The organism is Flavobacterium sp. (assembly GCF_043778725.1).
GTDB lineage: Bacteria > Bacteroidota > Bacteroidia > Flavobacteriales > Flavobacteriaceae > Flavobacterium.
Genome location: NZ_JAYWFT010000078.1, coordinates 1 through 13683 on the forward strand (window position 1 = coordinate 1; position 13683 = coordinate 13683).

General features: G+C 33.3%; 10 protein-coding genes, 1 tRNA gene and 1 pseudogene. All 12 read right to left on the reverse strand.

The features are described 5' to 3' along the window. Nucleotides 1-249: 249 nt before the first annotated feature. A tRNA-Arg gene (locus ACH2CG_RS06720) sits at nt 250-323 on the reverse strand. A 76-nt stretch (nt 324-399) separates the two neighbouring features. Further along, nucleotides 400-849, reverse strand: coding sequence for a GatB/YqeY domain-containing protein (locus ACH2CG_RS06725; protein WP_395063477.1), 450 nt, complete (start codon nt 847-849; stop codon nt 400-402). A 306-nt stretch (nt 850-1155) separates the two neighbouring features. Then, nucleotides 1156-3081, reverse strand: a complete 1926-nt coding sequence (ftsZ, locus tag ACH2CG_RS06730) for a cell division protein FtsZ (protein ID WP_395063479.1) — start codon at nt 3079-3081, stop codon at nt 1156-1158. Between the two features lie 148 nt (nt 3082-3229). Further along, entirely contained in the window at nt 3230-4621 is a 1392-nt protein-coding gene (gene ftsA, locus ACH2CG_RS06735) for a cell division protein FtsA (RefSeq protein ID WP_395063480.1), read from the reverse strand. A 45-nt stretch (nt 4622-4666) separates the two neighbouring features. Continuing rightward, complete coding sequence (locus tag ACH2CG_RS06740; protein WP_395063482.1) at nt 4667-5389, reverse strand: cell division protein FtsQ/DivIB; 723 nt, start codon at nt 5387-5389, stop codon at nt 4667-4669. A gap of 39 nt (nt 5390-5428) precedes the next feature. Next, nucleotides 5429-6772 carry a UDP-N-acetylmuramate--L-alanine ligase gene (murC, locus tag ACH2CG_RS06745; protein ID WP_395063484.1) on the reverse strand — a complete coding sequence of 448 codons (1344 nt, stop codon included), beginning with the start codon at nt 6770-6772 and terminating at the stop codon, nt 5429-5431. Nucleotides 6773-6815: 43 nt separating this feature from the next. Continuing rightward, a complete protein-coding gene (gene murG / locus ACH2CG_RS06750) occupies nt 6816-7907 on the reverse strand; it encodes an undecaprenyldiphospho-muramoylpentapeptide beta-N-acetylglucosaminyltransferase (protein WP_395063486.1) in 1092 nt (363 codons plus the stop codon). A 94-nt stretch (nt 7908-8001) separates the two neighbouring features. Then, nucleotides 8002-9360, reverse strand: a complete 1359-nt coding sequence (locus ACH2CG_RS06755; RefSeq protein WP_395063488.1) for an FtsW/RodA/SpoVE family cell cycle protein — start codon at nt 9358-9360, stop codon at nt 8002-8004. A 39-nt stretch (nt 9361-9399) separates the two neighbouring features. Continuing rightward, nucleotides 9400-10734 carry a UDP-N-acetylmuramoyl-L-alanine--D-glutamate ligase gene (gene murD / locus ACH2CG_RS06760; RefSeq protein ID WP_395063490.1) on the reverse strand — a complete coding sequence of 445 codons (1335 nt, stop codon included), beginning with the start codon at nt 10732-10734 and terminating at the stop codon, nt 9400-9402. After that, a complete protein-coding gene (gene mraY, locus ACH2CG_RS06765) occupies nt 10734-11960 on the reverse strand; it encodes a phospho-N-acetylmuramoyl-pentapeptide-transferase (protein ID WP_395063492.1) in 1227 nt (408 codons plus the stop codon). The genes murD and mraY overlap by 1 nt, the downstream gene beginning before the upstream one ends. Before the next feature lie 61 nt (nt 11961-12021). Further along, nucleotides 12022-13485 (reverse strand): UDP-N-acetylmuramoyl-L-alanyl-D-glutamate--2,6-diaminopimelate ligase, encoded by a 1464-nt coding sequence (locus tag ACH2CG_RS06770; RefSeq protein ID WP_395063494.1) that lies wholly within the window; start codon nt 13483-13485, stop codon nt 12022-12024. After that, nucleotides 13482-13592, reverse strand: a pseudogene (locus ACH2CG_RS06775) (PASTA domain-containing protein); the annotation flags it as partial. The gene ACH2CG_RS06770 and the pseudogene ACH2CG_RS06775, both read right to left, overlap by 4 nt. Nucleotides 13593-13683: the final 91 nt, after the last annotated feature.

Below are 13683 nucleotides of genomic sequence, written 5' to 3' on the forward strand. Positions count from 1 at the left end.
CCTGTAGATAAATTACCGTTGCTGTAAATTTGTGCAATGCAAACTTGGCAAAATAGAAAACATAAAATAAAGAGAGGCAATTTCACTAATATTAGTTTATCGCGCAAAGTGTAAAGTTTTAGCATCATATTTGAATTTTGAATTAATATCAAATATAGTCAAAAAAGTAATCAATAGGATTTTAAAAGTGGTGTTTCGTTTCAAAAATAAAAAAACCTCAACCAAATTAATGATTAAGGTAGTTTATAGTGACCTCGGCAGGGTTCGAACCTGCAACCATCAGAGCCGAAATCTGATATTCTATCCAGTTGAACTACGAAGCCTTTTTGAGGTACGAATTACGAAGTCTAAAATACGAAGTTTCTGTCCTCGTAAATCCAACCTCGTATCTCGTACTTTTTAAACTAATAATTTCTTAACAATAGCTGAAATGGTTTTTCCTTCTGCTTGTCCGCCAATTTGAGCTGAGGCTAAACCCATTACTTTTCCCATTGATGCAATGCCTGATGCTCCAGTTTCGGCAATGATTTTGGTAATAATTGCTTCTACTTCATCTTCTGAAAGTTGTGCTGGAAGGAATTTTTCGATTACTGCTATTTGAGCCAATTCTGGTTCGGCAAGGTCTGGACGATTTTGTGTTGTAAAAATGCTTGCGCTGTCTTTACGCATTTTTACAAGTTTTTGAAGAATTTTAATTTCGTCTGCTTCTGTAATTTCTTCTTTAGATCCAGTTGAAGTTTGCGCCAACAATATTTCAGATTTGATGGCTCTTAATGCTTCTAATGCTACGGTATCTTTTGCTCTCATGGCTGTTTTCATTTCGTCCATGATTTGTGTTGATAAGCTCATATTGATTTTATGTTTTATATTGTTTAAATTATTAGATGCTGTTTTACTACTTTATTTTGTTCAAATGGCTTTTCCTCTAGCCCTGATTACTTCACGTATTTTTTATTTCCATTGGAGTTCGGTGAACTTCGTTTGCAATGAAAAACCTTTACCTTTTTTCTTTAAAAATGGAAAGTTTGTAATGGAAAGCAGGAACAAGGTTTAGTAAAATGCCAAACCATTCGCTCCAAAAACTTAGCAAAGGTAAAAAAAATAACCCGAAAATTACGTTGAACTTTCGGGTTAGATTTAATGATTATTTTATAATTAATCTACATTGTCGTGCAAAAACGAATTGTTAGAACGCAACTGAACGTCATCGTTACTGTCTGTTCCAAGAGACATTCTTGAGTTGTGATTGTGGTTTTGATTTTCGGTTAAATCTACACCTAATCTTTTGTATGCTGGCTCTTTTTCTAACTCCTCAACTCTTGATGGGTTGTTGTGAAACTTGTAATTGAACTCTTTTAATTTGCGTCTTCTTTCGTCGGCACGCAATTTTAGAGTTTCTTCAATTGTCATGTCCATTGGTGAAAGATCTTCAGAATGGGTTGCGTATGTTGGCTTAGATGGCTCAGCAACTTTCATTGTGAAATTTAAAGATTCTTCTATTGGATCTTCAAGTTTTGCAACTGGTTTAGAGCTTATTAAATCATTTTCGATTTCCATATACTCTTCTAGAGAATACTTGATAACGCCGTTTTGACTTAACTCTGTAACTGGTACAAATTCTATAGGTTCGTTTACTTTGATGTCTTTAGTTGCTGCAGATAAATCGAAAATTATTCTGTCTTGTTCTACTTTAGGTTCTGGTTTAGAAACTGGTAAGTCAAACGAGAAAGTGATTTGCTCTTCTTCTCTAGGAACAACTTGTGGCTGAACAACTTTTATCTCATTAACAACTGGAGTTGTAAATTGGAAATCGATATCTTTTATAGGAGAAACGATTTCGAAAGTAACATCTAGATTGCGGATGAATTCGTTCATTGCAATTAAGTCGTTGTCAACTTTAGCAACAACTGGCTCAACTGTAACTTCATCTTCGATTAATTCAAATACTATTTTCTCTTCTTTTTTTTCAATTGGCGCGTCTGTAATTGATTGGAAAAAATCAACTGGTTTTTGCGTTAAATCGTGAACCAATCTCTGTTCGTCTTCTAATGAGTGAATTATTTTTTTAACTTCTGTATTGATTATTCCGTCTTGTTGTTCTACATTAAAACCTGTAGCAATGATTGTTACTGCAATTGAATCGCCCAAGCTTTCGTCTTCACCAACACCCATAATAATATTGGCATTGTGACCAGCTTCAGCTTGAATGTGCTCGTTAATTTCGGCAATTTCATCCATAGTAATTTCATTAGTACCTGAAACGATAAGCAACAATACGTTTTTGGCACCAGTGATTTTGTTATCATCTAACAATGGAGAATCTAAGGCTGCAACAATAGCTTCTTTGGCTCTGTTATCGCCAGAAGAGTTGGACGAACCCATAATTGCAGTTCCGCTATCAAACAATACGGTTTTAACATCTCTTAAATCGATATTTTGCGTATAGTGATGCGTGATAACTTCGGCAATTCCGCGAGATGCAGTTGCTAAAACTTCGTCAGCTTTAGAGAAACCAGCTTTAAAGCCAAGGTTTCCATAAACTTCTCTCAATTTATTGTTATTGATGACAATTAAAGAATCTACTTGCTTGCGCAATTTTTCTATTCCTAATCTAGCTTGGTCTTGACGAACTTTTCCTTCAAATGAGAATGGCAAAGTTACAATTCCAACGGTAAGGATATTTCTTTCTTTGGCCAATTGAGCAATTACTGGCGCAGCACCAGTCCCAGTTCCACCACCCATTCCTGCGGTGATAAAAACCATTTTGGTATTACTGTCGAGCATTTTTTCAATATCTCCAACGCTTTCAATTGCAGATTGTTGACCAACATCAGGATTTGCTCCAGCGCCTAAACCTTCTGTTAAGTTTACACCCAACTGAATTTTGTTTGGCACAGGACTATTTTGTAATGCCTGAGAATCAGTGTTACAAACGATGAAATCTACACCTTTTATTCCTTGCTTGAACATGTGGTTGATTGCATTGCTTCCGCCGCCACCAACTCCGATAACTTTAATTACATTTGATTGATTTTTTGGTAAATCAAATGAGATGCTTCCAAATTCTGAGTTGCTCATCATACTATTTTGGTTTTATTTTATTCTGTATTATAATTTTGTTTTTTCTTGATCGTAAATTAGAGCAAATTTAATTTCTATAAATTTCACTAATTAAAACTTCATTCTTTTATTCGGTTTCACTACTTTTTACTTAGCACTGAAAACGTATTTATTCTGCATTGTCTAAAAATTCTTTAATTTTATCTACATATTTATCAAAGAATGATCTTCTTATTCTTCCTTCTGTTGTCTCCGCTTCTTTTTCTACTTTACTGACAACTTTTTCTTCTATTACTTCTTCATTAAAAACCTGCTGCTTTTCTTCAACAACTTGCCTAACTATAGGTTTTGGCTGCGGAATTGCTTGTGACACTTCTAACTTGTAAGCACTTTGTGTATTGTTTTCAATACTATTCATTACAAGTCCAACTGCAGTTGCAAATAAAGGACTTGAAATATCTTCGCTTGAATTTCCGGCTAAATGCTCGTTTGGATATCCAATTCTAGTATCCATTCCAGTTATATATTCTACTAATTGTTTGATGTGTTGCAATTGTGCTCCACCACCAGTTAATACAATACCAGCAATTAATTTTTTTCTTGGATCTTCGTGTCCATATGCTTTAATTTCTGTAAAAACTTGTTCAATAATTTCAACTACACGAGCATGAATAATTTTTGATAAGTTTTTTAACGATATTTCTTTTGGTTCTCTTCCTCTTAATCCAGGAATTGAAACTATTTCATTGTCTTTATTTTCACCAGGCCAAGCCGAACCAAATTTAACTTTTAATAATTCTGCTTGTTTTTCTATAATTGAACAACCTTCTTTAATGTCGTCTGTAATAACGTTACCGCCAAATGGAATTACAGCAGTATGACGAATAATTCCATCTTTAAAAATGGCTAAATCTGTTGTTCCTCCACCAATATCGATTAATGCAACTCCGGCTTCTTTTTCTTCTTGACTTAAAACTGCATCTGCCGAAGCTAATGGTTCTAGTGTCAATCCAGATAATTCAATACCAGAAGTTTGAATGCATCTACCAACGTTTCTAATTGACGATGCTTGTCCTACTACAACGTGAAAACTAGCTTCCAATCGTCCGCCATACATACCAATTGGCTCTTTAATTTCCGACTGTCCATCAATTTTAAATTCTTGTGGCAAAACGTGAATAATTTCTTCACCAGGCAACATCGCTAATTTATTCACTTGGTCAATAAGCAGCTGAATATCTTTACCGCTAATTACTTCTTCTGGATTGCTTCTACTAATGTAATCGGTGTGTTGAATGCTGCGAATGTGTTGTCCTGCAATACCAACAACTACATCATTAATTTTGTAACCTGAATTTTCTTCGGCTTCTAAAACTGCTTGTTGTATAGACTGAATGGTTTGCGTGATATTATTTACAACACCTCTTGCAACACCCAAACTTTTAGCTTTTCCAAGTCCTAAAATTTCAAGTTTACCATATTCATTTTTTCTCCCAATCATGGCTACGATTTTCGTAGTTCCAATGTCTAAACCAACCGCAATGTTTTCTCTGTTCTCCATATTGTCAATAAATTTGCCAATTCTATTCTTCGTTTGATATGCTTGTTATTTTGTGCAAACAACTTGCTGCGTAAATCTTAAGTTTATTTTTTTGTATTTGTAAAGCGTACTGTCTAAAATTGCTTTTTGAAAAAACGCTTTGTAATTTTTAAATTTTCTTTCCTCATTCATCATTTTGCCAAATTCTATTTGATAACTAAAATTTCTATTGGTCATCATTAAGCTCTCATCAGACATAACTTCTACTCCAATTATGTTTTTTTTCAAAAACTCATCGTCATAAATCATCTTCAAAACTTTGGATAATTTTTTCTTGTTTTTATCATCAAAAACCCCTGAAATCAATGGCACTCTTGCTGTATTTACATCAGAAAGCGGCATTCTATTTCCCTCATAATCAATGTAGAAAGAACCAAACTCATCAAACACTCGTGCTATGGGTGTTTTTTGCTTAACCACTGCCTTTAGCACACCATCAACACTTACAAAAACCTCTGATTTTTCAACCATAGGATGTTTGTTGATAGAATTTTCCAATTTGTTCAAATTTAAGTCCTCTTTTGCTATGGTTTTTACATCTGAAATATTTTCTATTAACAATTTATTAACCGATTCTTGTTTAACAAAATTCTTATTATCTCCAACAAAAACAACCTCAGATTTGGTTAATTTTCGATGTGAATTTCTATTTGACGTAAAAGAATACAAGAAAATAACCAATGCAAACATTAGTAGTAATCGAATATTGTACCATTTTAGAAATTTCATGATTTTTTTATTTAAATTCTGTTAGACTACTTCTCTAAATTATTGATTTAAAGCAGTTTTGATTTTTGGAACTAACTCACCAATATCTCCAGCACCAATTGTCAAAATTACAGTTGCATCTGAATCTAAAATTGATGCAATTAAATCTGATTTAGAAACCAATTTTTTATGGTTATTTGTCATTTTTGACATCAGCCATGAAGTTGTAATTCCTTCCATTGGCAATTCGCGTGCTGGATAAATATCTAATAAAATTACTTCATCAAATTGTGATAAACTTTTGGCAAAATCATCTGCAAAATCTTTGGTTCTACTAAATAAATGTGGTTGAAAAATCGCCAAAACTTTTAAATTTGGATACAATTCTCTCACAGCTTGATGCACTGCATTTATTTCTGTTGGATGATGTGCGTAATCATCTATATAAACGCGATTTTCTGATTTTATTTGATATGAAAATCTTCTTTGAACACCTTTAAATGATGCTAAAGCTTTAGCAATGGAATCGGTTGGGGTACCATAAGTTTTGGCCATTGCTAAAGCCATTAAAGCATTCATTAAATTGTGATGTCCAGGCAAAGCAAATGCAATATCTTTTATAGTTTCTGATGGTGTTTGTACATCAAAAACGTAACTACTATTTTCAATTCTGATATTGAATGCTTTGAATGTTGCTTCTTCATTTATAGCAATGGTCAACCCTTCTAAATCTAATCCTTTTGGAACAAACATTTTGGTTTTATCCTGTACTTTATCTGCAAATTCTCTAAACGATTCTTCAATGGCTTTTTTATCACCATAAATATCCAAATGATCTGCATCCATAGAGGTTACACAAGCAATATTTGGATGCAAATGAAGAAAAGAACGATCAAATTCGTCAGCTTCAACAACAGTAACTGTTTTTCCGTTTCCTATTAAATTGGAATGGTAATTTTCTACAATTCCGCCTAGAAAAGCAGTAACATCGGCACCACTTTCATACAAAATATGTCCAAGAATACTTGATGTAGTAGTTTTTCCATGCGTACCAGCAACAGCAAAACAAAAGGTATCTTTTGTAATTAGACCAAGAACTTCGGCACGTTTTTTAATTACGTACTCTCTTTCTATAAAATAATTCCATTCTGAATGCGAAACCGGAACGGCTGGCGTTACAATTACCAACGTATTTTCTATATAAAAATCTGATGGAATTGCGCTTATAGAATCTTCAAAATGAATCGTCATTCCGCCAGCAACTAATTCGTCGGTTAACCTAGTTGGCGTCTTGTCATAACCCGAAACATTTTTACCAATGTTTTGGAAATAACGAGCCAGAGCACTCATTCCGATGCCTCCAATTCCTATGAAATAGACGTTATGTATTTGGTTAAGATTCATTTATTTAAGTTACTAAGGTTCTAAGAAACTAAGATTTTTAAAGTTATTTTATCAATTTTATTATTTGATCAACTATAGCATTTGTTGCGTTTGGCTTGCCTAACTTTTTCATGTTTTGACTCAGATTTTTTTGCAAATTTTCATCGTGAATTAGTTTATTGAAAACCGATTCGAATTTTTCGTCTAATTCGCTTTCTTTTATAAGCAATGCTCCGTTTTTATCAACAATTGCTTTGGCATTTTTGGTTTGGTGATCTTCAGCAACATTTGGCGATGGAATGAAAATTGTTGGTTTTGCTACCAAACACAATTCAGAAACTGATGATGCTCCGGCACGAGATATTACAAAATCGGCAGCAGCATAAATCAAATCCATTCTATCAATAAACGCGACTACTTGCACATTTTCTATTTCAGAAAAATGCTTGTAATCTGACATATACAAATTGCCGCATTGCCAAATTATTTGTAAATTATTGTTGCGTAAAAAATCTATTTCTTTTGCAATTAATTGGTTGATTCTTCTTGCGCCTAAACTTCCGCCAATTATCAATACTGTTTTTTTATTTTCATCTAAATTGAAATACGAAAGTGCTTCACTTCGTTTAGAATCGATATCCAAAATATCTTGACGCACTGGATTTCCGGTAAAAATAATTTTATCTTTCGGGAAAAATTGCTCTAAATTTTCATACGCTACGCAAATTGCATTGGCTTTTTTACTCAACAATTTATTGGTTATTCCAGGATAGGAATTTTGTTCTTGAATAACTGTTGAAATATTTAATGAGTTTGCAGTTTGCAACAATGGTCCACTAGCAAATCCGCCAGTTCCAATAACAACATCAGGTTTGAAATTTTTAATTATTTTTCTAGATTTCCATAAACTATTGATTAATTTTAATGGAAACATAGCGTTTTGCAACGTCAATTTTCTTTGTAAACCTGCAATCCAAAGTCCTTCAATTTTGTAACCTGATTGCGGTACTTTTTGCATTTCCATTTTGTCTTTCGCACCTACAAAAAGGATTTCACAATTTGGGAAACGAACTTTTAATTCATTGGCAATAGCAATTGCCGGATAGATATGTCCACCAGTTCCGCCACCACTTAATATGAATTTGTAATTTCTCATTTTTATTTCTATTTGACACGAATTGCACAATTTTTACTGATTCATGTTTCTTCATTTTCAACAATCCTAAAACATAAACTGTTGCTTTAATTTCTTATTGTCTTTTTCGCATTCCTTTTATAGCAAGCATTGGATTTTCCTCGATTGAAAAATCTTCTTCCTTAATTTTATTTTTTATAGAGGATTTCATCTGATTTACTTTCTCTTGATTTTCATCAACTTGATCAATCTCCTCTTCATCCTCTTGCAATTGTTTGTCTATTAAGCGTTTTAAAGCTTCTTCTCGTTTTTGCTTTTCCTCTAGCTCAAGTGCTATTTCTTCTTCTTTTTTGGTTACACTTAAAATAATTCCTATTGCAATACAAGTCATCCAAACGGAACTTCCTCCTGAACTAATTAATGGCAACGTCTGACCTGTAACTGGCAATAATTCTACAGCAACTGCCATATTAATTAAGGCTTGAAACACAATTGGAAATCCGAGTCCAACGACGACTAATTTTCCGAAAAGAGAATTAGATTTGTGCGCCGCAACAATAAAACGGAACAGCAATAACATGTACAATCCTAAAATTACCAATGCTCCAAAAAGGCCATATTCTTCAACTATAATTGCAAAAATAAAATCGGAAGACGATTGAGGCAGGAAGTTTTTCTGAATACTTTTTCCTGGTCCAAGCCCATAAATTCCACCAGTTGCGATGGCTATTTTTGCTTTTTCAATTTGATAATCATCTTCTCCTGCCTTGTCGCTGGTAAAATTATCGATACGACTAATCCATGTATCGACACGATTTGGAAAAGCATCTGGAAATTTTTTAGCAATTAAAATAAAGAATAGTCCAGAAACCAATCCTACTCCAAGAATCAATCCGATATATCGCAATGGATATTTACCTATAAAAGCCAACATAATTACCATTGCAAAAATCAATGCTGCCGTAGAAAAGTTGGCAGGAAAAATCAATCCAATTGTAATTAGCACCGGAATCCATAATTCAATAAATGACAACTTAAAATCAGGCGCAGCTTCTCTTGTTTTTGACAAATACCTTGCGACAAAAACATACAGCACAATTGCTGCCAAAGTTGATGTTTGAAATGATATTCCGATAAAAGGTATTTGTATCCAACGGCTTGCATTGGCACCATCAATAACGGTTCCTTTTACTAAAGTGTAAACTAGTAAAATCCAGACAATTGGCAAAGCAATTCTTGAAATCCCTCTAAAATAATGATACGGAATTTTATGAACTTGATATATGATTATAAACCCAATGAAAATATGAATAGCATGTTTCAATAAATACGTAAGCGCATTTCCTGATCCATGGCGCATGTATGCCAAATTACTACTCGCACTAAAAACTGGCATAAATGAAAACAACGCCAAAAGAGCAACAAATGCCCAAATGACTTTATCTCCGTGTAGTCTGTTTATTAGTTCTTTCATTTTTTGTTTATAAGTTTAAAGGTTTATGAGCTTAAAATCCTATAAATTTCTAACTTCTCTTTTAAACTGGTTTCCTCTGTCTTCGTAGTTTTCAAATAAATCAAAACTGGCGCATGCTGGTGATAACAAAACGGTATCTCCTTTTTCTGCGATGTGTCTAGCTGTATTTACTGCATCGTGCATGTTGTCTACTTCAACCATCATGTCTACAATGTTACCGAAAGCTTCAATTATTTTTTTATTTTCTACACCAAGACAAATAATGGCTTTTACTTTTTCATGAACCAAAGCCATCAACTCTGAATAATCGTTTCCTTTATCTACACCACCAAGAATCCAAACGGTTGGCGTTGTCATGCTGTCTAGAGCAAAAAAAGTTGCGTTTACATTAGTCGCTTTACTATCGTTAATGTATTGCACGTTCTGAATTTTTAGCACTTTTTCTAAACGATGTTCTACACCTTGGAAATTCGACAAACTCTCACGAATAGTCTGTTTTCTGATGCGCAAAATATTTGCCACAGAAGTTGCTGCCATTGCGTTTTTCATGTTGTGTTTTCCCTCAAGTGCTATTTGAGATGTTTCCATTAAAAACTCTTCTTCGTTGATGTTGATTTCCATAGTATTGTTATTTAGATAGGCTCCTTTTTCAAGTTGTTTTGTGATTGAAAAGGGTATTAATTGTGCGTTTACTTTATTATTTTTTAACCAATTTTCGATAGCTTCATCATCTGCGTCATAAATGAGATAATCGTTATTGGTTTGATTCATTGTTATTCTAAATTTAGAGGCGATATAATTCTCATACTTATATTCATATCGGTCTAAATGATCTGGACTTATATTGGTTATTATAGCAATGTGTGGCTTGTAATTTAAAATTCCGTCCAATTGAAAACTGCTTAATTCCAGCACATACAAATCATAATTCTCTTCGGCCACTTGCCATGCAAAACTTTTTCCTATGTTTCCTCCAAGACCTACATTTAACCCAGCTTCTTTTAGCAAATGATAAGTCAACATAGTTGTTGTTGTTTTACCATTACTTCCAGTAATTCCGATGGTTGTTGCGTTAGTAAATGGCGCAGCAAATTCGATTTCGGAAATGACTGGAATATCTTTTTCGTGAAGCTTTTTAACAATTGTGGCTTTATCTGGAATTCCGGGACTTTTCATTACAACTGAAGCATTCAGAATTAATTCTTCTGAGTGCTTTTCGTCTTCCCACTTAATTTCATATTTGTTAAGAACGTCTCTGTAATTGTCTTTTATTTTTCCGAAATCAGATACAAAAACATCGTATCCTTCTTTCTTTCCTAGAATTGCTGTTCCAACTCCGCTTTCTCCTCCGCCAAGAACTACTAAACGCTTCATTATCTTAGTTTAAGAGTTACAATTGATACAATTGCTAATAAAATTGTTACAATCCAAAAACGTGTTACAATTTTACTTTCATGATATCCTTTCTTTTGATAATGATGATGTAAAGGCGACATTAGAAAAATTCTTTTTCCTTCACCAAAACGTTTTTTGGTATATTTGAAATAGGTTACTTGAATAATTACTGAGGCACTTTCGGCAAAGAAAATTCCGCAGAATAAAACAATCAACATTTCTTTTCTTACAGAAATTGCTAAAACAGCTATAATTCCGCCAATAGTTAAACTTCCTGTGTCACCCATAAATACTGATGCTGGATAAGAATTATACCATAGAAATCCAATTAATGAACCCACGAATGCCGCAATAAAAACGGTCATTTCTCCTGAATTTGGAATGTACATAACATTGAGATAGCTTGACAAAATCATATTTCCCGAAACGAAGGTAAAAATCCCCAATGCTAACACCGAAATTGCAGATGTTCCTGCGGCTAAACCATCAATTCCATCAGTTAAATTTGCTCCGTTAGAAACGGCAGTAATAATGAAAATTACAATTGGAATAAAAATTAACCAAGCCCAGTTTTGATAATCATCAGTAAATGGCTCTAATATTTTAGCATACTCCAATTCGTTATTTTTGGTAAACGGAATTGTAGTTATTGTAGATTTAATTTCTTTAGCAGGTTGTGTAATTACATTTTCTGATCTGTTGAAGGTTACTGGTGTTGAAGATTTTTCACGAACCGTAACACCTGGATGAAAGTACAAAACCGAACCTACTATTAAACCTAATCCTACTTGACCAATTACTTTAAAAATACCTTTTAATCCTTGTTTGTCTTTTTTGAAAATTTTAATGTAATCATCAATAAAACCAATTGTTCCCATCCAAAGCGTTGTCACAATTAGTAAAACGATGTAAATATTATTCAATTTAGTCAACAAAATAACTGGAATCAACGTTGCAATAATGATGATCAATCCACCCATTGTTGGCGTTCCAGCTTTTTGTGTTTGACCTGCCAAACCAAGTTCACGAACAGTTTCACCAACTTGCTGATTTCTTAAAAAGTTAATGATTTTTTTTCCATAAATAGTTGAAATCATTAACGAAAGTATCAACGCAAGTGCCGAACGAAACGTTATATATTGAAACACACCTGCTCCAGGAATGTCTAATGTTTTGTCTAAATATTCAAATAAATAATATAGCATTGCTTTTAGTTTAAAAGTTTAAGAGTTTAAATTGTATAATTTCAAACTCAAATATTGTTTACTATTTGTTTAATTGTTCTAAAAATTCTTTTACCATTTTCATATCATCAAAATCGTAGCGAACGCCTTGAATTTCTTGATACGTTTCGTGTCCTTTTCCAGCAATTAGAATAATATCATTTGCAGTGGCCAATTGACACGCGGTTTTTATTGCTTGTTTTCTATCTTCAATAGCAAGTGATTTTTTATAATTTTGTGGCTCTACTCCAGCTTCCATTTCGGCGATAATCGTTGATGGATTTTCGGTTCTTGGATTATCAGATGTAATGATCACTTTATCGCTCAATTGTGTTGCGATGTTTGCCATTATTGGTCTTTTGGTTTTATCTCTATCGCCACCACAACCAACAACTGTAATTAATTGTTCGTTTTTTGTTCGGATGTCGTTTATGGTTTTCAAAACATTTTCTAAGGCATCAGGCGTATGTGCATAATCTACAATTGCAGTGATTTTTTCATCAGAAACTATAAATTGGAAACGTCCAGAAACACTTTCCAATTCTGACAGCAATCGCAATGCCTCGAAACTTTCTATTCCCAATTCTACAGCAGTGCCGTAAATTGCTAATAAATTGTATGCATTAAAAGTTCCTATTAGTTTTACCCAAACTTCATTTTCATTGATTTTTAGAAGCAATCCTGATAATTGATTTTCTAAGATCAGTGCTTTGTAATTGGCATACGATTTTAAAGCATACGTCAATTTTTTAGCATTTGTATTTTGAAGCATCACAGCTCCATTTTTATCATCAACATTGGTCAATGCAAAAGCAGATTTTGGCAAATGATCAAAAAATGATTTTTTAACGTCTCTATATTCAGCAAATGTTGGATGATAATCTAAATGATCGTGCGATAGATTTGTGAAAACGCCTCCTTCAAAATGCAATCCTTCGGTACGTTTTTGGTGAATTCCATGCGAACTAACCTCCATAAAACAATATTCACAACCTACTTCAATCATTTCGTTTAAGTAATAATTGATGGTTAAAGAATCGGGCGTTGTATGCGTTGCTTTATATTCAACTTCGTCAACTAAAATTTTTACAGTAGAAAGCAATCCTACTTTAAAACCAGCCTTTTTGAATAATTGATATAATAATGATGCAATTGTGGTTTTTCCATTTGTACCAGTTATTCCTACCAATTTCAATTTGGAAGATGGATTATCATAATAATTAGACGCCATAAAAGCCAAAGCCGAGTTGGTGTCTTTCACTTGAATGTAGGTTATTCCAGCAACATTATTTTCTGGAAAAGTGTCGCATACAATTGTTGTTGCACCAAGATTAATTGCTTTTTCTATAAAATCGTGACCGTTAGAAACTGTTCCGCGAATGGCAACAAAAACATCATTGGCCTGAACTTTTCTCGAATCGAATTCGATTTTATTCACGTCAATTTCTGTTGAACCTTTTACAGCTTCAATGGCTACTTTATATAATATGTCTTTTAAAACACTCACGATAATTCTAATGTTATTGTTGAATTTTTAATAATTGGTTGTCCTGCTTGAACCGATTGGCTCTTCACTTTACCGATTCCTTTTACTTTAACTTTTATCCCGAGATTAAAAACTTGGATAAAAAAATCGCAAAACAAGAAAATAAATACCAAGAATATTTTACAAAAGCACAGAATGTAAACAATACCATTCCAAATT

What these genes read in the sequence shown, in the direction of transcription:
- ACH2CG_RS06725 (WP_395063477.1), bottom strand. Translation starts at nt 849, where the DNA reads ATGAGCTTATCAACACAAATCATGGACGAAATGAAAACAGCCATGAGA.
- ftsZ (WP_395063479.1), bottom strand. Translation starts at nt 3,081, where the DNA reads ATGATGAGCAACTCAGAATTTGGAAGCATCTCATTTGATTTACCAAAA.
- ftsA (WP_395063480.1), bottom strand. Translation starts at nt 4,621, where the DNA reads ATGGAGAACAGAGAAAACATTGCGGTTGGTTTAGACATTGGAACTACG.
- ACH2CG_RS06740 (WP_395063482.1), bottom strand. Translation starts at nt 5,389, where the DNA reads ATGAAATTTCTAAAATGGTACAATATTCGATTACTACTAATGTTTGCA.
- murC (WP_395063484.1), bottom strand. Translation starts at nt 6,772, where the DNA reads ATGAATCTTAACCAAATACATAACGTCTATTTCATAGGAATTGGAGGC.
- murG (WP_395063486.1), bottom strand. Translation starts at nt 7,907, where the DNA reads ATGAGAAATTACAAATTCATATTAAGTGGTGGCGGAACTGGTGGACAT.
- ACH2CG_RS06755 (WP_395063488.1), bottom strand. Translation starts at nt 9,360, where the DNA reads ATGAAAGAACTAATAAACAGACTACACGGAGATAAAGTCATTTGGGCA.
- murD (WP_395063490.1), bottom strand. Translation starts at nt 10,734, where the DNA reads ATGAAGCGTTTAGTAGTTCTTGGCGGAGGAGAAAGCGGAGTTGGAACA.
- mraY (WP_395063492.1), bottom strand. Translation starts at nt 11,960, where the DNA reads ATGCTATATTATTTATTTGAATATTTAGACAAAACATTAGACATTCCT.